General features: G+C 41.9%; 22 protein-coding genes. 13 read left to right on the forward strand and 9 right to left on the reverse strand.

The features are described 5' to 3' along the window. The first annotated feature begins 99 nt into the window (after window positions 1-99). The 9 genes from F0249_RS11330 to cobB all read left to right on the forward strand — a co-directional run bounded on the left by F0249_RS11330 (window position 100) and on the right by cobB (window position 10,402). The gene (locus tag F0249_RS11330; protein WP_171756739.1) at window positions 100-1,761 is read left to right on the forward strand and encodes a 4Fe-4S binding protein; all 1,662 of its coding nucleotides are present in this window, start codon (window positions 100-102) and stop codon (window positions 1,759-1,761) included. A gap of 6 nt (window positions 1,762-1,767) precedes the next feature. Beyond that, window positions 1,768-2,427, forward strand: coding sequence for a molecular chaperone (locus F0249_RS11335; protein WP_171756740.1), 660 nt, complete (start codon window positions 1,768-1,770; stop codon window positions 2,425-2,427). A gap of 73 nt (window positions 2,428-2,500) precedes the next feature. Beyond that, complete coding sequence (locus tag F0249_RS11340) at window positions 2,501-2,698, forward strand: twin-arginine translocation signal domain-containing protein (protein WP_017051558.1); 198 nt, start codon at window positions 2,501-2,503, stop codon at window positions 2,696-2,698. Between the two features lie 10 nt (window positions 2,699-2,708). Further along, window positions 2,709-5,564, forward strand: a complete 2,856-nt coding sequence (locus F0249_RS11345) for a formate dehydrogenase subunit alpha (protein WP_171756741.1) — start codon at window positions 2,709-2,711, stop codon at window positions 5,562-5,564. A gap of 11 nt (window positions 5,565-5,575) precedes the next feature. Next, window positions 5,576-6,184 carry a formate dehydrogenase FDH3 subunit beta gene (gene fdh3B, locus F0249_RS11350; RefSeq protein ID WP_017051556.1) on the forward strand — a complete coding sequence of 203 codons (609 nt, stop codon included), beginning with the start codon at window positions 5,576-5,578 and terminating at the stop codon, window positions 6,182-6,184. Window positions 6,185-6,201: 17 nt separating this feature from the next. Then, window positions 6,202-7,206: a formate dehydrogenase subunit gamma gene (locus tag F0249_RS11355; protein ID WP_171756742.1), complete on the forward strand. Its 1,005-nt coding sequence runs from the start codon at window positions 6,202-6,204 to the stop codon at window positions 7,204-7,206. A gap of 113 nt (window positions 7,207-7,319) precedes the next feature. Next, complete coding sequence (locus F0249_RS11360) at window positions 7,320-7,739, forward strand: hypothetical protein (RefSeq protein ID WP_171756743.1); 420 nt, start codon at window positions 7,320-7,322, stop codon at window positions 7,737-7,739. 490 nt (window positions 7,740-8,229) lie between these two features. Next, window positions 8,230-9,450, forward strand: a complete 1,221-nt coding sequence (locus tag F0249_RS11365; protein WP_017051552.1) for an ammonium transporter — start codon at window positions 8,230-8,232, stop codon at window positions 9,448-9,450. Window positions 9,451-9,664: 214 nt separating this feature from the next. After that, window positions 9,665-10,402, forward strand: coding sequence for a Sir2 family NAD+-dependent deacetylase (gene cobB / locus F0249_RS11370; RefSeq protein WP_171756744.1), 738 nt, complete (start codon window positions 9,665-9,667; stop codon window positions 10,400-10,402). A gap of 104 nt (window positions 10,403-10,506) precedes the next feature. Here cobB and F0249_RS11375 read toward each other — a convergent pair whose 3' ends face one another. The 5 genes from F0249_RS11375 to potA all read right to left on the reverse strand — a co-directional run bounded on the left by F0249_RS11375 (window position 10,507) and on the right by potA (window position 15,558). Continuing rightward, window positions 10,507-11,544: an extracellular solute-binding protein gene (locus F0249_RS11375; RefSeq protein ID WP_171756745.1), complete on the reverse strand. Its 1,038-nt coding sequence runs from the start codon at window positions 11,542-11,544 to the stop codon at window positions 10,507-10,509. 132 nt (window positions 11,545-11,676) lie between these two features. Beyond that, window positions 11,677-12,711 carry an extracellular solute-binding protein gene (locus tag F0249_RS11380; protein WP_171756746.1) on the reverse strand — a complete coding sequence of 345 codons (1,035 nt, stop codon included), beginning with the start codon at window positions 12,709-12,711 and terminating at the stop codon, window positions 11,677-11,679. Window positions 12,712-12,828: 117 nt separating this feature from the next. Then, window positions 12,829-13,599 (reverse strand): spermidine/putrescine ABC transporter permease PotC, encoded by a 771-nt coding sequence (gene potC / locus F0249_RS11385; RefSeq protein ID WP_113796727.1) that lies wholly within the window; start codon window positions 13,597-13,599, stop codon window positions 12,829-12,831. Then, window positions 13,599-14,456, reverse strand: a complete 858-nt coding sequence (gene potB, locus F0249_RS11390; protein WP_171756764.1) for a spermidine/putrescine ABC transporter permease PotB — start codon at window positions 14,454-14,456, stop codon at window positions 13,599-13,601. Before potB ends, potC begins: the two co-directional genes overlap by 1 nt. Further along, on the reverse strand, window positions 14,440-15,558 hold the full coding sequence (gene potA / locus F0249_RS11395) for a spermidine/putrescine ABC transporter ATP-binding protein PotA (RefSeq protein ID WP_017051546.1): 1,119 nt from the start codon (window positions 15,556-15,558) through the stop codon (window positions 14,440-14,442). Before potA ends, potB begins: the two co-directional genes overlap by 17 nt. A 325-nt stretch (window positions 15,559-15,883) precedes the next feature. On the opposite strand from potA, the gene F0249_RS11400 reads away from it, so the two are divergent. From F0249_RS11400 to ttcA, 4 genes are all read left to right on the forward strand, one after another. Then, entirely contained in the window at window positions 15,884-16,690 is an 807-nt protein-coding gene (locus F0249_RS11400) for a membrane protein (protein ID WP_017051545.1), read from the forward strand. After that, complete coding sequence (locus tag F0249_RS11405; RefSeq protein ID WP_171756747.1) at window positions 16,683-17,513, forward strand: glucosaminidase domain-containing protein; 831 nt, start codon at window positions 16,683-16,685, stop codon at window positions 17,511-17,513. The genes F0249_RS11400 and F0249_RS11405 overlap by 8 nt, the downstream gene beginning before the upstream one ends. Window positions 17,514-17,586: 73 nt before the next feature. After that, window positions 17,587-18,249, forward strand: a complete 663-nt coding sequence (locus tag F0249_RS11410; RefSeq protein WP_171756748.1) for a DUF2987 domain-containing protein — start codon at window positions 17,587-17,589, stop codon at window positions 18,247-18,249. A 261-nt stretch (window positions 18,250-18,510) separates the two neighbouring features. Further along, window positions 18,511-19,404: a tRNA 2-thiocytidine(32) synthetase TtcA gene (gene ttcA / locus F0249_RS11415; protein WP_171756749.1), complete on the forward strand. Its 894-nt coding sequence runs from the start codon at window positions 18,511-18,513 to the stop codon at window positions 19,402-19,404. Window positions 19,405-19,547: 143 nt separating this feature from the next. On the opposite strand, the gene uspE is transcribed toward ttcA, so the two are convergent. The 4 genes from uspE to ccoS form a co-directional block, all read right to left on the reverse strand. Continuing rightward, complete coding sequence (uspE, locus tag F0249_RS11420; RefSeq protein ID WP_171756750.1) at window positions 19,548-20,495, reverse strand: universal stress protein UspE; 948 nt, start codon at window positions 20,493-20,495, stop codon at window positions 19,548-19,550. Window positions 20,496-20,629: 134 nt separating this feature from the next. Next, the gene (locus F0249_RS11425) at window positions 20,630-21,376 is read right to left on the reverse strand and encodes an FNR family transcription factor (RefSeq protein WP_017051540.1); all 747 of its coding nucleotides are present in this window, start codon (window positions 21,374-21,376) and stop codon (window positions 20,630-20,632) included. Between the two features lie 87 nt (window positions 21,377-21,463). After that, complete coding sequence (locus F0249_RS11430; protein ID WP_171756751.1) at window positions 21,464-22,144, reverse strand: sulfite exporter TauE/SafE family protein; 681 nt, start codon at window positions 22,142-22,144, stop codon at window positions 21,464-21,466. After that, entirely contained in the window at window positions 22,134-22,355 is a 222-nt protein-coding gene (ccoS, locus tag F0249_RS11435; RefSeq protein WP_171756752.1) for a cbb3-type cytochrome oxidase assembly protein CcoS, read from the reverse strand. The genes F0249_RS11430 and ccoS overlap by 11 nt, the downstream gene beginning before the upstream one ends.

Here is a 22,355-nt window from a genome sequence, read left to right on the forward strand (position 1 = left end):
TATGTGTATCTAACTGTTATTTAATACAAAAGTAAAAATGGAACACTATTTGCTATACAACGTCTATCGCATGAATACGTTCTTTGATGGAACCAAGCAATGTTAAAACAATTTTTACAACAAGCAGAATCGGACAATGGAAAAGCAAGAGCCTTTGCCATTGAGAATACGGTTGAGTTAACCAACCTTATTCCACCGACAGTCAGTTATGAAAGTGGCGGTAATACGCTAATTATTGGTCCAACCGCTATCATTGTGAGTGCCTCTGAACAGCTCTCTCAAATGAACTCTTTGACCCTTCTGTCTACTGATGGCGAGAGATCTGAGCATTCCAATCTTTATTTCGCTAATTCAATCGAACTAAGTGGATTCTTAGGCACATTTGAAGTTGTTATCGAAAATCATGGTGTTCGCTCTAATCTTGCAAAAATAGCCGTTCACAGTGACTGTTTTGATGTGGTTTTGGACTTATCTCTTAATGGTTGTATGACGGAAGAAGTTCCAGTCCCTGGTTATTACCCGGTAGGAAGAGGTTATCCTTCACTCGCTGAAGCGCTAGAAGAGATCCCAACGCTAATGGGAACCTTTGATAAGCCAAAGTACTTCCGTTTGGATACCGATCTTTGTGCGCACAGTTCACGTGGTGTAAAAGGGTGTGAGCGATGTGTTGATGCTTGCCCTGCAGGTGCTCTTTCTAGTGAAGGAAATGATAAGATTGGTCATAAGATCGAGATCAACCCTTATTTATGTCAAGGCGTGGGGACATGTGCGACAGCTTGTCCTACAGAAGCCATTCATTACGCACTTCCAAATCCTCAAGATACCCAAAAATTCATCGAACGTACGCTGCTTAATTACGAAGAGGCGGGTGGGCGAGATCCTATCGTGCTGATCTGTAGTGCTCGTCATGAAACTTATAATTTGATGGCGCTGAAAGTACTACCAGATAACGTTGTTCCAATTGTGGTTGAAGATTTGGCTTCTATCGGTATTGATACTTGGTTTGCAGCCTTGACCAATGGCGCGACTCAAGTCTTGTTTGCGGCGAGTAAGCACATGCCTCAAACCATTCAACGCGTACTGAATCATGAAGTCGGAATTGCTCAAGATCTTCTTGATCAGCTTGGTATCAACAAAGAGTGCGTTGATATCTTGTATCTGGAAACTCTAAGACATCAAACGCCATCATTACAAACTCTTCCGTTTGAACTTTGGATAGGGGAGTTAGAGGGGAATAAGCGAGAAAGGCTCTTCACCGCACTTGATGCTTTAGCCAGTAATCGAATTCCGGTTGAAACCATTCAAGAGATGCCTTCAACAGCTCCATATGGTTCTGTTTCGTGTAGTGAGAAAGATTGCACACTGTGTATGGCGTGCGTTGCGGTTTGTCCTACAGCGGCTCTACATAATGATGGTCAATCTCCAAGCCTTAAATTCATCGAACAAGATTGTGTTCAGTGTGGCTTGTGTGAAAAAGCCTGTCCTGAAAAAGCATTGAGTTTAGAACCTCGTATGAACTGGGATAAAGAGACTCGCCAGTCTGCTATTTCACTTTATGACGAACCAGCAGCAGAGTGTTTACGCTGTCATAAGCCGTTTGCCCCACAATCTATGATTACCATGTTACAAGACAAGTTACGTGGTCACTCTCACTTTTCTGATGCAGCCTCTCTTAACCGTATTGCGATGTGTGAAGATTGCCGTGTGGTTGATGTTTTTGAGTCGATGGCGGAAAAGCCTGAAGATCAACTGACTTACTAGAAGGGAATGAACGTGGAACTAGAACAAGATCAATCCTTAAGAATCGATATCTATCTGCTAATTGCGCAGTTATTAAGAGAATCCCCAAGCCAAGATTTACTTCATTTTCTTGCAGAGATTGAACTGAATCAAGGTACTCAGCCAATGGCTATCGCGTGGGCTAAATTGAAATCGGCAGCTCAAGCAGGTGATGTTTCCAAAATCGAAGAGGAGTTTCAAGATCTCTTCATTGGTGTTGGGCGCGGAGAAGTCGTTCCATTTGGTTCATGGCATATTGCTGGTGCATTAATGGAAAAGCCACTATCCGATCTTCGCCAAAGTTTAGCGGAACTTGGCTTTGAACGAAATGAGGATGTGAAAGAGCCAGAAGATCATATGACAGCACTTTGTGAAGTGATGTCTCTATTGATCGAGTCTTCGAATGATGAACCTAAAGCTGCATTTGCGATTCAGAAGAAATTTTTCAACCAGCACATATCGCCTTGGTACCTGTCGTTAGTAAATCACATTCAACAATCAAAAAGTGCGGATTTCTATCTAGCTGTTGCCGCTTTAATTGAAGGTTACTTGAGCTTAGAACAAGTGAACTTTGCAGAAAACCCGATGAATAAAAGAAATAACTCAAAAATTGACGTGAAGAACGTTGTTGATTCAGCAACGAATTAACCAGAACTCCACATATTAAGCAAAAGAGATGCACAAGCATCCACTGATGCCAATTTGGCAAAGGACGCAATGTATGAAAGACAAAAACGAAGTAAACACCAGCCGACGAGATTTACTTAAAGGCATAACAACAGCGACAGTAGCAGGTGCTGTGATTGCTGGCACGACTAAAATCGCTGCGGCATCGGATACTGAACAACCTAAAGTTGAAGTTAAAACAGAAGGTTACAAAGAAACTCAACATATTCGTGATTATTACGACACGCTTTAGGAGCTAAATAATGAAATTAATGAAACGCTCCGATAGCGTATCAAAGGCTGAAAATCAGTTTGGTATTAGCCGCCGCGCATTTATGAAGAACTCTTCACTTGCTGCTGGTGGTGTAGCGGCTGGCGCTTGTATGTTTGCGCCGGGCATGATGAAAAAAGCGGAAGCAAAAACAGTAGATGCTGATGCTAAAACTGAGATAAAACGTACCATCTGTTCACACTGTTCTGTTGGCTGCGGTATCTACGCAGAAGTACAAAATGGCGTATGGACGGGTCAAGAACCCGCTTACGATCACCCATTTAACGCTGGTGGACACTGTGCGAAAGGTGCTGCGTTACGTGAACATGGTCATGGTGAACGCCGTCTTAAATACCCGATGAAGTTAGAAAACGGCAAATGGAAGAAGTTATCGTGGGATCAAGCGATCGAAGAGATCGGTGAGAAAGCGTTGCAGATTCGCAAAGAGTCTGGTCCTGATTCGGTTTATTGGCTAGGCAGTGCAAAACACAGCAATGAACAGGCCTACATGTTCCGTAAGATGGCATCGCTTTGGGGTACGAATAACGTCGATCACCAAGCGCGAATTTGTCACTCAACCACAGTTGCTGGTGTTGCCAACACTTGGGGTTACGGGGCAATGACAAACTCTTTCAATGATATGCATAACTGTAAGTCGATGCTATTCATTGGTTCAAACCCTGCAGAAGCTCATCCCGTTGCCATGCAGCACATCTTAATCGCTAAAGAGAAGAACAACTGTAAGATTGTGGTTGCTGACCCTCGCCGCACTCGTACTGCAGCTAAAGCGGATCATTACGTATCGCTTCGTCCTGGTTCTGATGTCGCCTTTATTTGGGGCGTGCTATGGCATGTGTTTGAAAATAAATGGGAAGACAAAGAATTCATTCGTCAGCGTGTATTTGGTATGGATGAAATCCGTGAAGAAGTGGCGAAATGGACGCCAGAAGAGGTTGAGCGCGTAACTGGCATTTCACGTGATGAAGTGTACCAAACGGCGAAACTGCTTTCTGAAAACCGCCCTGGTTGTGTGGTTTGGTGTATGGGTGGTACTCAACATACAACGGGTAACAACAACACTCGTGCATACTGTATTCTTGAGCTTGCTCTTGGCAATATGGGCAAATCAGGTGGCGGTGCAAACATCTTCCGTGGTCACGATAACGTTCAAGGCGCAACAGATTTAGGCGTTTTGTCTCATACACTTCCGGGCTATTACGGCTTATCTGAAGGCGCGTGGAAACACTGGTCTAAAGTATGGGAACTTGATTACTCTTGGGTTCAAAACCAATTCGACCAAAATAAATATCGCGGTAAAAAACCAATGAACAACATGGGTATCCCTGTGTCTCGTTGGATTGATGGTGTATTAGAAAATAAAGATAATATCGAACAGAACGATAATATCCGCGCGATGTTCTATTGGGGTCATGCCGTTAACTCACAAACTCGCGGCGTCGAAATGAAAAAAGCGATGCAGAAGCTCGACATGATGGTCATTGTCGATCCATACCCAACCGTTGCGGCTGTCATGAATGACCGTACGGATGGCGTGTATCTGCTTCCTGCAACCACGCAATTTGAAACGTCGGGTTCAGTTACGGCTTCAAACCGTTCATTCCAATGGCGTGAGCAAGTGATACAGCCACTGTTTGAATCGAAGGCCGATCATGAAATCATGTACTTACTGACGAAGAAACTTGGCTTTTCTGATCAACTTTTCAAAAACGTTGCCGTGAACGGAAATATTCCCGTCATCGAAGACATCACTCGCGAATTCAACCGTGGTATGTGGACGATTGGTTACACAGGCCAAAGCCCTGAGCGAATCAAATCACACACTATGAACTGGCACACTTTCCATAAAACATCATTAGAAGCGGAAGGCGGCCCTGCGCACGGTGAAACCTATGGTCTTCCTTGGCCATGTTGGGGCACCCCTGAAATGAAGCACCCGGGTTCGCATATTCTTTATGATACATCTAAACCAGTAGCTCAAGGTGGCGGTAACTTCCGTGCTCGTTTTGGTGTTGAGTTTGAAGGTAAAAACCTACTTGCAGAAGACAGCTTCTCAAAAGATTGTGAGCTTGAAGATGGCTATCCAGAATTTAGCTCTAAACTGCTAAAACACCTTGGTTGGTGGGATGATCTCACTGAAGCAGAAAAAGCAGCCGCTGAAGGTAAAAACTGGAAAACGGATACTTCTGGCGGTATCCAACGCGTAGCGATTAAACATGGTTGTATGCCTTACGGTAATGCAAAAGCTCGTGCCGTAGTTTGGACTTTCCCTGACCGAGTTCCATTGCACCGTGAGCCGCTATATACGCCACGTCGTGATCTTGTCGCAGATTACCCAACTTGGGACGACAGTGAATCAATTTATCGTCTACCTACGATGTACAAATCCATTCAAGATCAAGACAAGTCGAAAGAGTATCCAATCATTCTAACGTCTGGTCGTCTTGTTGAGTACGAAGGTGGTGGTGAAGAGACACGTTCAAACCCTTGGTTAGCGGAATTACAACAAGAGATGTTTGTTGAAGTAAACCCGAAAGATGCCAATGACATCGGATTCAAAGATGGTGACATGGTTTGGGTTGAAGGCGCAGAAAAAGGACGTATTAATGTGAAAGCAATGGTGACTCGCAGAGTGAAACCGGGCTTAGCATTTTTACCTTTCCATTTCGGCGGTAAATTCCAAGGTGAAGAGTTACGTGATAAGTACCCAGAAGGCACCGATCCTTATGTTATTGGTGAATCTGCAAACATCGCAACGACTTATGGTTATGACCCTGTAACGCAAATGCAGGAAACCAAAGTTACTCTCTGTAAAATTAGTAAAGCGTAGGAGTCATAAAGATGGCTAGAATGAAATTCCTTTGTGACACCAAGCGTTGTATCGAATGTAATGGCTGTGTCACAGCATGTAAAAATGAAAATGATGATGCTCTAGAGTGGGGTATTCAACGTCGACGTGTTGTCACTTTGAATGACGGTGAACCGGGTGAAAACTCAATCTCAGTGGCTTGTATGCACTGTACTGATGCACCTTGTATGGCAGTTTGTCCAGCAGACTGCTTTGAGCATACTGAAGATGGCATCGTGCTGCATAATAAAGATTTATGTATCGGCTGTGGCTACTGCCTGTTTGCTTGCCCGTTTGGTGCACCACAATTTCCTAAGCAGTCTGCTTTTGGTGAGCGTGGAAAAATGGATAAATGTACTTTCTGTGCTGGCGGTCCTGAAACGGAAGCGGGTTCTGAAGAAGAGCGCAAAAAGTACGGTGCAAACCGTATCGCTGAAGGCAAACTGCCAATGTGCGCGTCACTCTGTTCAACGAAAGCTTTGATTGCGGGTGATGCTGAGAAAGTATCTGAGATTTTCCGTCAACGTGTAGTTGAGCGCGGAGCGAAAGGCGCAGGCTGGACAAACGGCGAAGATCTTTCTTTTGATGCGACTAAGAGCTAATGATGACGGAGAGAGTTATGTTTCAACGTCTTAAACGTGCGACTCTCGTGATGCTGCCTTTATTGGCAGCATTCCTACTCGCGTTTAGTTTTCCTACGTCGGCACAAGAGCAGAGTGCATCTTCTGCTGAGAAAGAGATGACTCAGTTAGCGGGAGCAGATTTTTGGCGTCAAGTTAAAGATGGAGAAGTCGGGTATACCACCTCTCAATTTCCTGAGCATGGCATGCTTATCAGTACCCCGGGACAAACATGGTTCTTATTAAAAGAGAAGTGGATGTCACCTGCTGGTGCAATCGCTATTTTTGGTAGTATCGCGATGGTCGTCTTGGCTTACATTGCCGTAGGGCCGCTAATGCTGAGCGCACCGAGAACAGGTAAGAAAATTAAACGTTGGTCTCGTTTAGATCGTGCTTTGCACTGGAGTATGGCGTTTACTTTCTTAACGTTGGCTTTTAGTGGCTTGATGTTGGTTTACGGAAAACATTTCCTAAAACCCTATATCCCAACCGATTGGTGGGGATATATCATCTATCTCGCTAAGCAGTATCATAACTATGTAGGACCACTGTTCTTCATTCTACTGACTTGTATCTTATTGAAATGGTGGCGTAAGTCGCTATTTAACAAAACAGATATATCTTGGTTTATGAAGATGGGCGGTATGGTAGGGAAACATAAAGGAACCCATCCATCAGCAGGGTTCTCCAATGGTGGTGAAAAAGCGATCTATTGGTTGTTGATCGTATTTGGTGCAGTTGCGGCGGTCAGTGGCCTAGTGCTCGACTTCCCAATTTTTGACCAAACTCGCCGAGATATGGAGCTATCGAATCTGGTTCATATGTTCTCTGCACTGATCTTGATTTGTGGTTTCATCTTCCATATCTATATCGGTTTATTTGGCATGGAAGGCGCACTAGAAGGTATGGTTACTGGTGAAGTCGATGAAACGTGGGCCAAAGAGCACCATGATCTTTGGTATGAAGAGGTAAAGTCGGCTCAACACTCAGAGAAGGGTGATTAGCAGATCTCTTTTATCAGTAACATCAACCAAGGTGGCTTAGTCATCTTGGTTGATAAAACGATACTTGAATCAAGCTTACATAACGTTAACTAGTTCAGAGAGTAAATAGTTCCATGAACGCAACCAACAAAAATGGCATCTGGTTTGCCTATATAGCCAGCCTTTTAACCCCATTTACGTTTCTCATATCAGGCATTATAGCCATCGTTTACGCGGGCTACCGACTTGATAAAAACGAAGATGGTGACATGGTGAATTCCCATTACTATGGGCTGATCCGTAGCTTTTTTCTTTTTCTAACATTTTTTGTTGTTTTAGTCGTTACTGTTGCGACATCGAACGGTGTGTTAGCTGGAATGAATGACTACTGGTATCAAGCGACTTGGATTGATTCGATTGCTTACGTTATTCCTTACATTGGCGCTGGATTCGCTGCAATGGCAATTGTGGTGTGGATTTATCGCTTAATACAAGGGATGAGACAACTGCAACAAGGCATTTCGCATGCCCCTTCGACAGGGCCAAACTTATAAATTTCAAGAGCGGTATCGCCGCTCTTTATTTCAATATTCATATTTCCAAACTCAGATTTACAAATATTGAGATACTGTGTATATAAACAGGCAGCTTATCACTCAACCTGAAACTACCTCTTAGACCTTCGATTTACACCTAGTTAATAGAAAAAGTCCATCAGATAAAAACCATCACATAGTAATTACCGCTCTGACGATGATCGCTCATGCCAGTTGTTTTTCTATCGGCGTAAATTGATACGCCTTGTTTTAGGGCAACATCACCAAAATAGTGCATTATCCTTTATTTTATCCATTTGCTATACGATGAGACACTCTAACAAATCGTTTAACCCATTAAATATAAACAAGTTTTAATTTATATAGGATATGAGGGCTAACTGGAACACATTTTGCTGAACTCCATGCATTATAGAAATTCACTGTTTTGGTGAATGAGCAACAAAAAGCACAGGATTAGTGCAATATAAAAAATGGAGAGATAATAATGAGCCAAACCGTAAGTCAAGTGCATGGAGCCGTTCAAACCTTGACTCAAAGCTCAGACACGCTTTTTTTGCTTTTGGGGGCAATAATGGTGTTCTTAATGCACGCTGGATTTGCATTTTTGGAAGTGGGTACGGTACGTAAAAAGAACCAAGTGAATGCCTTAGTAAAAATTTTAGCTGATTTTGGAGTTTCCGCTATCGCGTATTTCTTTATTGGTTACTGGGTTGCCTACGGTGGACACTTTTTTGCCGATGCTGAGACGTTATCCCAAGGTAATGGCTATGAATTAGTTAAGTTCTTTTTCCTATTAACCTTTGCTGCCGCCATTCCTGCGATTGTTTCTGGAGGTATCGCGGAGCGGGCTCGATTCTACCCAATACTGATTGCCACTTTCTTTACTGTTGGACTGGTTTATCCATTGTTTGAAGGCATCATTTGGAATGGTAACTTTGGTATCCAAAACTGGTTTGAAGTGACATTCGGTTCAAGTTTTCATGATTTTGCAGGCTCAGTTGTCGTACATGGTGTAGGGGGCTGGATTGCTTTAGTCGCAGTCCTTTTCCTAGGGATGCGAAAAGGGCGTGTAAGAGCAGGAAAACACACCAACTTTGCGCCATCCAATATCCCATTCTTAGCATTGGGAGCTTGGATATTGTGCGTGGGTTGGTTTGGATTCAATGTCATGTCGGCACAAACCTTAAATGGTATTAGTGGACTGGTCGCAATGAACTCATTGATGGCAATGGTAGGTGGCATTCTTGCTGCGTTAATTGCTGGGAAAAATGACCCAGGGTTTATCCATAATGGTCCCTTGGCTGGTTTAGTCGCAGTATGTGCAGGATCGGATTTGATGCATCCTCTCGGCGCGTTAATAACGGGTGCAATTGCCGGAACTCTATTTGTCTACTTGTTTACCTTCTTACAAAACAGAACCAAAATTGACGATGTACTCGGTGTATGGCCACTTCATGGTGTATGCGGAGCTTGGGGTGGTATCGCTGCGGGTATTTTCGGTCAACAAGCTCTCGGGGGGCTTGGTGGTGTAAGCTTTACCGTTCAACTGCTTGGGACAGGATTCGGTATTATCGTTGCATTTGGAGGTGCTTTTATCGTCTACGGTGCTTTAGATAAAATGACAGGACTGCGATTGTCAGAAGAGGATGAATTTAATGGCGCCGATCTTGCGATTCATAAGATTTCATCAATTAATGAAGATTAATTGTCTAGAACAGAAATAGTTAACACTAAAGAGCGGCTTTCGGTCGCTCTTTGTCATTGGGTATCTCATCTCGAACATTGAGCTTGCTACCTGTTTCACATTTTAACTTATTAGCTTGTATTCTAAGACTATTGTCTAATCCTTATAACTATTGTTGATTTTTGAACAGTGCTAAGCTGATAAAAGGATCGAATAATGTATATAAGGATATCCCATGAACTTTCCATATAAAAATATTGTCATTCTAACTGGTGCTGGGATCTCAGCTGAGTCGGGGATCCAAACTTTCCGAGCTCAAGATGGCTTATGGGAAAATCACCGTATTGAAGATGTTGCCACCCCTGAAGGTTTCGAACGTAATCCGGACTTAGTTCAGGAATTCTATAATCAACGACGGGCTAAACTCCAATCTGACATTATAAAACCAAATCCAGCGCATCATGCTCTTGGCAAGCTTGAATCTGAACTGGATGGCAAAGTCACCATCATTACTCAAAACATTGACAATCTTCACGAGCGAGGCGGCAGCAAGAATGTCATTCATATGCACGGTGAGCTATTAAAAGCGCGATGCAGTGAATCTAACCAGGTGTTAGAGCATTCGGAAGATATTCTAACTGGTGAGCTATGCCATTGCTGTCAAATCCCGGCTCAAATGCGACCACATATTGTTTGGTTTGGTGAGATGCCACTGCGAATGGGCGATATATACTCAGCCTTAGAAGAAGCGGATCTGTTTGTCTCAATTGGCACGTCTGGTGTGGTTTATCCTGCCGCTGGATTTGTACATGATGCAAAAATGCATGGCGCACATACCATCGAAATCAACTTAGAGCCGAGTGCCGTTGAGAGTGAGTTTGAAGAGAAGCGATATGGTAAAGCGGGTCTGGAAGTACCTAAACTGGTCGAAGAGTTGCTGCTCATGGGCGATGACACGGAATTAAGCGCCTAACAAATAATAATGCTCAGATATAAATAAAGCGGCCAACGCCGCTTTATTTTTTATATTAACTAAAGATATTTATCATTAGTTAAAGCCTGAGACTAGTTGAAGACTTAGTTGTCTACTTTTAATCTTTGGAAGTATTCATCATAGATAGCACTTGCTGCGCCAACTTCATCTTGCCATACACCAGAATCCATAACTGATTGAGGTGGGAAGATGTTTTTATCTTCAGCAAACTCTTTTGGTAGTAGTGGGTAAGCAGTTTTAACTGGCGTTGGGTAACCAATCTCAAGTGCAATTTTCGCTGCATTTTCAGGGCGCAGTAAGAAGTTAATCATCTTATGTGCCGCGTCTACATTTTTTGCGCCAGCAGGAATCGCTAAGCTATCCATCCAGAAGATTGTGCCTTTCTCTGGCCAAATCATATCAATAGAAGCGCCTTCTTGGCGAGCCATGTAAGCAGAGCCATTCCACAACATACCAAGTGATACTTCGCCCGCTAAATATGGGTTTGCAGGGAAATCAGAGTTGAAAACCAACACGTTTGGCATCAATTTGCGTAGCTCTTCGTACGCCGCTTTGATCTCGTCTGGGTTAGTTGTGTTAGGTGAGTAACCTAATTTACTAAGAGCAATATGGAAGACTTCACGTGAGTCATCCATCATCATTAGTTGACCTTCCCACTGATCATCCCAAAAATCGCCCCAGTTTTTAACGGAAGCACCATCTAGCATATCAGAGTTGATACCAATGCCTGTCGCGCCCCAAATATAAGGGATAGAGAAATTGTTCGCTGGGTCGAAAGGCTTATCTAAATAGTTTTTATCAAGATCGTCAAAATGAGATAGTTTGGTCTTATCAATCTCTTGAAGCATGCTCTCTTTGCGCATTTTAGAGACAAAGTAAGTTGAAGGTACGACTAGATCGTAACCTGTGCCTTGAGTCTTTAACTTCGCATACATGCTTTCATTCGATTCGTATGTCGAGTAAATGACTTTGATGCCCGTTTCTTTACTGAAATCTTCAAGCACTTCAGCTGGAATGTATTCAGACCAATTATAGAAATAAAGCTCTTGGTCAGCCGCGAATGAAGGGGTAGAGAGCAGAGTTGCAGCGCATAATGCACCAACGTACAGTTTACTTTTCATTACTAATCCGTTCGTATTGTTAGAGAGCCCATAAGGGCAATGAATGGAAATTATTTATCGCGACAAAGTATATCAGCCCAAACGAAAAATAGGCAGCATAAGCCACCTATTTTAAAATAAATACAGTTTGAATTATTGGCCAGCTTTCAGTTTCAAGAAGTATTCTTCATATTTGATGGTTTTATCACCAACTGAATCTTGCCACTCAACTCTATCGAGATCGTCTTGCGAAGGGAATAGAGCGGAAATGCCTTTGAATTTCTCATTCGATTCTGCAACCGCAGTTAAGTAACCGGTATCACGAGAGATTTGTTCTGCTATGTCAGCTCTAAGCAGGAAATCAATCATCTTATGTGCCGCTTCTGCATTCTTAGCCCCAGAACTTATGGCAAAGTTGTCAACCCAACCAATCCCACCTTCTTCAGGGAAGATCAGCTTTAACGGTAATCCCTCAGCTTGTGCCGCTGCCGCCGAGCCATTCCATAACATGCCTACACCTACGTCACCTAACATATACGGTGCTCCAGGGTTATCAGAATTGAAAACGAGCACGTTCGGCATCAATTTTCTCAACTCCTCATACGCTTCGTCGATTTGCTTTTCGTTTGTGCTGTTACCTGAATAGCCCAATTTACGAAGGGCAATATGGAAAACCTCGCGAGTGTCATCCATCATCATCAGTTGACCTTCTAAGTCAGGGTTCCACAAATCTCCCCAACTAGTGAAATCATCAGGATTATACATATCGGTATTCACCGCCAAACCAGTAATTGCAACCACATGTGGTATAGAGTAATCGTTGTTTGGATCAAATGGCTTATCGAGATAGTTAGTATCAAGCTTATTGAAATTACTCAGTTTGGTTCTATCTATTTTTTGTAGCATACCTTCATCGCGCATTTTTGCGACGAAATAGGTTGATGGCACCACCAGATCATACCCTTTATTATGCGTCTTCAGCTTTGCATATAAGGTTTCATTCGATTCATAAGTTGAATAGATAACTTTAATGCCAGTCTCTTTGGTGAATTGCTCCAATAGGGCACCGTTAATGTACGGTCCCCAATTCATAAATACTAGCTCTTGGTTTTCGTCCGCAGATGCTGTTCCGATGAACATAGAAAGCGCACATGCACTACTAGCAAATAAAGTAGCCCATTTTTTCATTGAGTGTAACTCCAAAAATACCTACAGATAGAGTAGGTGATAGATAAAAAAACAGAATGACAATTGCCATTCTGTTTGGTTTAAAACTTAAATACTGCCGTTAATGCTTGTCTGCAATTACTTGATCTTTTCACGAGCAAGGAGCTGTGAGCTCACGACCAAAGTCAGCGAGACGATTAGCATTACGGTCGCTAAAGCATTCACCTCTGGGGAAATACCAACTTTAACCATTGAGTATATTTTCAATGGTAGAATTTCATATGTAGGCCCAGTAACGAAAGAGCTGATAATCACATCGTCCAATGAGAGCGTAAAACTCAATAGCCAGCCCGCAGCAACCGCTGGTTTCGCTAATGGCAATATTATCTGTTTAAGGATTGTCCATTCGCTCGCACCAAGGTCTTTTGCTGCTTCTAGCATCTTCACGTCAAATCCATTAAGACGACTATAAACCGTTACTACAACGAAGGGCAGGCAGAATGTGATATGAGCAACCAACAGAGTAAAGAACCCAAGCTGAACACCCATAACCAAAAACAGAGCCAGTAATGAAATAGCCATCACAATATCTGGCGACATCATTACGATAAATAGCATGGTATTCACGGCACCTTTTCCTCTAAACCGATAGCGAAATAGTGCAACGGCTGTGAGGCTACCAATAATGGTTGCAGCGGTGGCAGAAAAAATCGCAATATTAAGCGAGTGCCATGCGGCTTGCATTAAACTATCGTTATTAACTAAAGCTTCGTACCACTTTGTCGTAAAGCCTCCCCATTTCATCCCAAACTTGTTGGCATTAAATGAATTAGCAATGAGCACAATAATTGGCAAATACAAGAAAGCATAAACCAGTGCCATGAAACTGAATCTAATTGAGCGTCCCATTAGTCAAGCTCCACATTTCTGTTCATCATTTTACCTGCACGATTATAAGCATATAACATCACCGCCATCGCTGCGGTAAGGGCAATACTCGTCGCAGCACCGAATGGCCAGTCTCTTGCATTCAATACTTGACTCTTGATTACGTTACCGATCAGTAAGTTTTTCGCTCCGCCTAATAAATCGGCAATATAGAACATGCCTAATGCTGGAAGCAGAACCAAAAGACACCCACCGATGATTCCCGGCATCGTTAATGGCAAAACGACTTTAATCAAGGTTTGAAGCTTGTTAGCACCAAGATCTTTTGCTGCTTCGATGTATGTATTGTCCAATTTTTCAATCGCAGAGTAGAGCGGTAAAATCATAAAAGGCAGTAGAATATAAACTAAACCTATCATGACCGCTGTCTCTGTATACATAAGACGAATTGGCTTCTCTATGATGTCCATGGCAATAAGGCTTTTATTTAAGATGCCTTGTGTACCAAGAACGATTTTCAAACCGTAAGTACGAATCAGTGAGTTTGTCCAAAAGGGAACAATCACTAAAAACAACATAATTGGTCGCCATTTTGCGGGCATTTTTGCCACAATATAAGCAAATGGATAACCTATGAAAAGACACAACAACGTCGCAACGATAGCCATATAAAAGGAATGCCATAGCACTTTAATATATAGCGGATCCATTAAACGCAAATAGTTATCGAAGGTGAATGTCATCTCGATAAGATTAGCTTCATCGCGGGTTAAAAAACTCGTTCCAATAATCATTATGTTAGGGATCATGACGAACAGAACTAACCAACTAACGATTACAGTGATGATTATTTTTTGAAGATTAAATGTCTTGCTCATCATCGCTTAATACCACTTCCCAGCTTTCAACCCAAGTAACGGCAACTTTTTGACCTAATGAGTGATCCACATCTGGATCATCTTCATTGAAGAATTCGCTAACCATGACACGCATACCTGATTCTAATTCAACAACCGAATCTAAAGTCATACCTTTATATGTTCGATCTCGAACATGACCGACAATGCCGCGCTGCTCGTTCTCTTTTATCTCTTCGAGACGCAAATCTTCAGGGCGAAGTAATACTTGCAGTTTATCACCCTCATTAACCGCTAAGTCATGATAAACAACGGCTTCAGTGCCTTCGATATTCGCTAATATTCTCTTTTCATCAACACGCTTAACTGTGGTGGCATTGAAGACATTAATCTCACCAATGAAGCGAGCAACAAATAGGTTCTTAGGCTCTTCGTAAATTTCACGAGGTGTGCCATCTTGCTCTATCACGCCATCACGCATAACAATGATACGATCAGACATAGATAGCGCTTCTTCTTGATCGTGAGTGACAAAAATAAATGTGATACCAAGTTTACGTTGCAACTGCTTTAACTCAATTTGCATCTGTTTACGCAATTTGTAATCTAATGCAGAAAGAGACTCATCTAATAAAAGAACCTTTGGCTTGTTCACCACAGCACGCGCAATCGCGACACGCTGCTGTTGTCCACCAGACAGTTGATGAGGTTTACGTTGAGCCATACTGTCTAAACGCACCATTCGTAATGATTCCATCACACGTGGTTCGATATCATCCTTAGCGACTTTTTGCATACGTAACCCGAAAGCCACGTTTTCAAATACAGTCATATGCGGAAAAAGGGCATAGCTTTGGAATACAGTATTAACGTGCCTTTGCTCAGCAGGAACATCAGTAACATCCTGATCTTCTAACAAAATAGTTCCTGTATCAGCAGTTTCGAACCCTGCAATCATCCTCAACACGGTTGTTTTTCCACAACCAGAAGGACCCAATATGGTAAGAAACTCACCATGATTGACGTTTAAACTAAGATTTCCGATGATCTCTTTATCATCAAAACTTTTGCTAATACCCGTTAATTGAATAACTGGTTTATCTACTGTTTGTTTGGCGTTCAACGTATCTCTATCTCCACCTTGGTCAAAATCTATGACCGATTGCTATACACTTTGAGGCGCGCATCATAATCACCAAAAGTGTGAATTCAAAGCATTTTCTTATCTTGAAACACAAAATTTTTTGCAGGTAAAAGTAAATATTACTTACCATACTGATTCAATTAAGGTTTCAAACCATATTAGTGGCTAATTATCGAACAAATAGACAATAAATCAAGCGCATCATAGCGTTCTGATTTTAGTGTTAGTAACATTTGCGTATAATGGTACTAATTTTTATCAACAAGTTAGGTAGCTTCACAAGAAGACCAACCTAGGAAAAGATATGAACAACGATATCGAAGAAGATTTCAATTTAGGCGGTAATGTAGAACGCGCGCTTTCAGGTAAGTATGATTTGAATGTGGGAGCGGTGCTTCAAGAGGCATGGAAATACACAATCAGACACTTTCTCTCATTTTCACCAGCGATAATTATTCTACTGTTAGTACAGATCGGTATTTTTTATATCGCGTTAAAACTGCAACTAGGCGAACCAGGCATGATATTGGATGCCATTCAGAACCCGGAATTATTTAATGCGGCGATTGTCGAGTCTATTTTTGTGGCTAACTTTAGCTACGAAGTGGTCAGCGCCCCGATTTATGCGGGGGTCAGTCTAATGGCAATGAGTCATATTGCTGGCTTACAAACTAAGCCTCGCCATATATCCAAAGGCTTACAATTTACAATTCCAGTGATTCTAGCAACACTGTTTAGCCTGATGTTGCAAGGTGTCGCAGGAATGATTATCCCATTTCTTTCAATGTACTTATCCATTGCATTTAGTAACTCTATCCTGTTGATTTGTGAGAAACGTGTTTCTCCGATGCAGTCTTTGTTGCTTTCTCTACGCGCAGTGAATAAAAAAATCCTGCAAGTTACCGCGCTTTACACGGTAGTGATGATGATGTTTGTCATTGCAGCAATGTTTTATGGCATTGGATTGATCTTCGTTCTTCCTTTCTTTTTCCACGTTAAAGGCATTATTTATCGTGAAATGTTTGGTATTAAGCTAAAAATAGTCGCTTCAGATCGACCGAACAAAAACGACGATGATAACGACAACGACCCTCAGGTGTTTAATGCGTAAAAAAATTGGCTTGGCTGCCGTTAGCCTTATTGCAGGTTGTAGCCTGTTTATCGCCCAACAAAATAGAGTTGAAGTCGAGGAACAAAAAGCTCAAGCAGAGAGAGCAAACAAAAACTCAAAAAGTGATATTTCATTATCGTATCTTCCGTCAGGGCTCCCGGATTTCGCAGCATTGAGCAATGCTAAAGAGAAGAAAGAGGCGTTTTTTGATTTTATGCGACCTGGTGTCATGCTCGAAAATAGTCGCATTGAAAAAGAACGTACTTTTTTGACAACCTTAGAAAAAAGCGTTGCAGAAGGTGAGGTAGATTCTGAACAACTTGATTACGCTCAACGTTTAGGGAAACTATATAGTTACCCTGTCACTGAATCCAGCGTCAATCAAAAATGGTTAGATGAGATGCTACATAGAGTCAACGTTCTTCCTGAAGCATTAGTATTAACGCAAGCAGCTAATGAGTCGGCATGGGGAACCTCTCGTTTCGCCACTAGCGCAAACAACTTCTTTGGACAATGGTGTTACACAAAAGGTTGTGGCGTTGTGCCTTTAAAACGCTCAGGAGAGGCGACGCACGAAGTAGCAAAGTTCAGCTCGGTACAAGAGTCTATTCACCGATACTTTATGAATGTGAATCGAAATGCAGCTTATAAAGAGTTACGTATAATACGCGCAGATCGTTTGGAAAAAGGAGAGAACTTACTTTCGGAGCAAACAGCAACCGCACTGACTAATGGTTTACTTAAATACTCGGAAAGAGGCCAAAGTTATGTTGATGATTTACAAGCGATGATCCGTCACAACAAATCGTTTTGGTCACAATAGAAGTAACTCTTCAATGATAGACTTACTTGTTGCTTTGACTTACAGCCTTTAATTTTATAAGAATTGAATAATAATGAAAAAATTACCGCTCGCACTAATTGGATTGTTTCTTGGAATATCTGTCAGTACCGCTCACGCTCAAGAGTACATGTTTACTTATTCAAAGCTTTATAGCCAAATAAAGAATAATAATAAAGAGGGGCATGACGATGTTAAAGTCGGAGTGTTCTTTGTTGATGCTGATACAAAGAAAATCTGTACGATTGACAAAGCTTGGATGGAGAAAGAAGAGCATTATGAAGAGTTCGTCATTCCAAGTTCGAATGAAATACCGATCCCTTTTGATATGAACTTGAAATCAGCTAATCCATTAGTTTTCGTACAGACAGAGGAAAGTGTTCAGTGCGATTATTCATTGGTTGTGATGACTAAGAAACCGCTAGAAGGCCGAGTTAATTACGCGCAAGTTGAACAATTATTACCTCAAATGCAAGTGATGCTTGAAGACTTAGGCGGCATGTTTGCCAGTTGGTTTACGCCGGAAGTTCAAGGGTTAACACTTGAATTCTCAAACAACATTAATGGTCATATCAACGTATCAAATGGAAAAGTGATTCCTATTGAAAACGGAAAAGCGGCTATTACGTTGAATGATATCCCACAAGATGGCTATTTGACTTTGCCTCAAGAGACCTTGCGTGTGCTTCCTTATTTACCCTCAGCAACACAAGAATAAGACAGTACAAAGACAGCAGTGCAAAGATAAAGCAGCACTAGCCGGGTCAGGTTAAAGGCCCGGTTAAATAAAGTAATAACCTATCTCCTCGCATATTTAAACGTCCTGATAATTTCATCTTACTTCCGCCACTCAAGTTGTTAACTTCAGTTTTGTTGATCTGAGTATTCCATGATTCATTAAAACTCCGTATAATCGCCGCCCTAAATTGAATCCAACATAACATCAACGTCGATCTTATCGATGGTATGAGAACTCGCAATGAATCAAACAGATAGCCAAAAAGATAACGTAGAATTTAACAAACTTGAGAAGCGTTTACGCCGTAATGTAGGTAATGCGATCATCGACTACAATATGATTGAAGAAAATGACGTTGTAATGGCATGCATTAGTGGTGGTAAAGATTCATTTGCGATGTTGGATATTTTGCTAAGACTTCAAAAAGCAGCTCCAGTGAAGTTTAACGTTGTTGCGGTGAATTTAGACCAAAAACAGCCAGGCTTCCCTGAGCATGTTTTGCCTGAATATTTCGAGAGTCTTGGTATTGATTACTATATTGTCGACAAAGATACTTACTCCGTTGTAAAAGAGAAAATTGAAGAAGGCAAAACGACATGTGGACTTTGTTCTCGTTTACGTCGTGGTACTCTTTATTCATTTGCAGAGAAAATTGGCGCGACTAAAATTGCATTAGGTCACCATCTAGATGACATCGTTGAAACTATGTTCTTAAACATGTTCCATGGTGCTCGTTTAAAAGCGATGCCACCTAAGCTTCGTTCAGATGATGGTCGTAACGTTGTTATTCGCCCTTTGACCTACTGCCGAGAAAAAGACTTAATTCAGTACGCAGAGCACCAACAGTTTCCGATTATTCCTTGCAACCTTTGTGGCTCACAAGAAAATCTTCAACGTCAAAGCATTAAAGCGATGCTTATTGATTGGGATAAGAAGACACCTGGCCGAATTAATCAGATTTTCAAATCTCTACAAAACATTAGCCCAAGCCAGCTAGCGGATAAAGAGCTGTTCGATTTTGTGAATTTACCTCTTGATCGTAGCACTGAAAAACCAGAGTACCTATTCAATGAAGAGACCATTTCTTCAACGAATATTGATGAATCTATGTATATCAATGTTGCTAATATCTAGCGTTCTCTAGTAGGCGCTATAAACTTTAGCCCTTAGACGAACAAGCTGAATAAAGCGCTACAAAAAAGCCCCAACTTAAAATCAAGCTGGGGCTTTTTATTTATACTGAAAAACAGTCAGTCTTGCGAGAAATCCAATCCTAATTACGCGGTTTGGCTAGGATCTAAAGGGCTAACATAACCTTTTGGTTTTAACGCAAGAACATCACAATTTATCTTATCGATCACATGCTCTGCGGTGTTTCCAATAAATACAGCAGAGAGTCCCGTTCTTCCCGTTGTTCCTAAAATAACCATTGCGGCATTCAATTTACTCGCCGTTTCAGGAATGATGTCTTCAGGTAACCCTTGCTCTACAACGGTGAACTCTTCGTCAATGCCATGCTTCTGTCTTAAGGCTTTCATCGATGTTAAGTGATGCCCACGCACAGCATCGGTGTAGGTTGCAGGATCGAATTCAGGCAACTCGATAGTGATGTTCGCCGGTGTCACAGGGTAGGCATTCACTAAATAAGGTGTAGCGCCCAATCGCTCACTCAAATTTTTGACCTGCTCAACCATGCAATCATTGAGATCAAGGTGGGTATCATTCTCTGACCCTACATGAACGGACGCCAGAATATTGGGATTGTCAGGCCAATCAGAGTTTTTAATCAGCAAGACAGGGCAAGGCGCTTTGCGCAATAAGTGCCAATCAGTTGGGGTGAAAATAACAGATTCTAGAATATCGTGCTTACGCGTCCCTTTAATCAAAATGTCATGACCACCACCGAACACTTCCGCAATAATGGCTTCATAAGGTCGATTGTGCCAAACCACTTTGACGGAAAACTCTATTGAGTCATCAATATATTGCGCAGCAACTTTTGTCATCCACTGTTCACGTTGATGGATCACGCCACGTCGCATTGCATCACGCTCATCAACCGAAAGCATTGATGTCATCTCATATGAAAAATCATAAATAGACAGAAAGAACTGAACATGACTTTTGGACTTACTTTTCCGAGCAAGCTGCATCGCTCTGGCAAGGGCAGGCTGCGCATCATGATTAATGTCAGCAACAACTAAGATTTTATTGTAAATACTCATAGAAACTCCCACTAATTGGAGTAGAACCATATGGTTACTGTAGCGTAGTTCTTACGAGATTATTAGGAAAACAGAGGGAATTTGGTGAGAAAATTGATGTAGCTCATCTTCGAGCTACATCATAGAATTGGCTGTTACTCTTTTGAAACACCAGCAAGTTCCATCAAAGCATCATGATCGATGATCGTAATGTACTTACCTTTAACACTTAAAATATCCGACTTTTGGAAGCGTCCAAGCAGGCGGCTAATTGTTTCAACGGTCAAGCCAAGGTAGTTACCAATATCACCTCGAGTCATTGTTAAGCGAAACTCTCGTGGGCTAAAGCCACGTTGAGAGAAACGAGTAGAAAGATTGTAAAGGAAAGCGGCAAGACGTTCTTCTGCATTCTTTTTAGAAAGAAGCAAAATCATTTCTTGATCACCTTTAATCTCGTTACTCATGAGTCGCATGATCTGTTGGCGTAACTTAGGCATTTTACCTGATAGATCATCTAGAATTTCGTATGGAATTTCACAAACCATCGATGTTTCTAGAGCTTGAGCAAAACTTGGGTGCGCATCATCAGTGATTGCGTCGAAACCGACCAAATCGCCAGCTAAATGAAAAGCAGTGATTTGTTCATCACCTTGCTCAGTTATCGTATAGCTTTTGATTGTACCCGAGCGTATTGCGTACAACGATTTAAGCTCATCCCCAGCTTTAAAAAGCTCTTGGCTTTTCTGAATTGGTTTCTTGCGTTCAATAATTTGATCAAGTTGATCAAGTTCTGATTCATTCAGTGTAAACGGAATACACAGCTGACTAATACTGCAATCCTGACAGTGAATTGCACATCCACCAGACTGAATACGTTTCGTCGCAGGTTTTTCAGAAATCATAATAACCTTTCACTATTTGATATACGTCAATATTTTAGCATCCATTACTACCAAAGGGTAGCAAAAAAGGCACTTTTCAGCGTTCTGTCATACGGTAAACGCGAGGATATTGATAGTATTAATAGCAGTATACAGCCCGTAAGCTAGGATCATTAAGGCACCAACATTGCGGAAAGTAGGGGATTGCTGAATAGTTTTAAGGTAAGACGCCCCAATACCGACGAGCAACATCGCAGGTAAAGTACCCAGTCCAAAAGAGAGCATGATGATAGCGCCATCAAGGGCACTTCCAGACACCGCAGACCAAGTAAGAGTTGAATAAACCAGCCCACAAGGTAACCAACCCCATATAAAGCCAAATGGCAATGCATGCATCGAAGACTTCAATGGCAACAATGACTTACCTGCAGGGGAGATGAATTTCCATAACTTTTGGCCCAACTTCTCAATCACCAATAGCCCATGCCACCAACGACCAATATAAAAGGCCAACAAAATCATGAAAATCGCGGCTAAAAATCTTAACCAAACTAGCCCATGATTGATATCCGTTAAATTGGTTAGGCTAGATACCGTCCCGCCAATTAGAGCTCCGATTAGGGTGTAACTGAGCAAACGGCCAATATTATAAAAAATGGGAATTGTGAATCGATGTGAAGAATTATTACTGGATATCGACAGCATGGAAGCTATACCACCGCACATCCCCATACAATGACCAGCACCAATCAAACCGATAGCAAAAGCAGCAAGCCAATCAGGCGCCATTTTTATCTCCTGATTCTGGATGGTTTGACGCTACTTCTTCTAGGTTTTTCGATTTCTCTTTCTTTTTTGGTAAATCTTCGTCAAATAAAATACTGTGCCCCTGACGCTCTAAGTCTTCGAATTGTTCGCTTTTCACCGCCCAAAGAAAAATAGCAACGGCGATACAAACCAAAACGATGGCTATGGGGATAAGAATATAAAGGCTTTCCAT

It is taken from the genome of Vibrio sp. 03-59-1 (assembly GCF_013114135.1).
Classification (GTDB): domain Bacteria; phylum Pseudomonadota; class Gammaproteobacteria; order Enterobacterales; family Vibrionaceae; genus Vibrio; species Vibrio cortegadensis.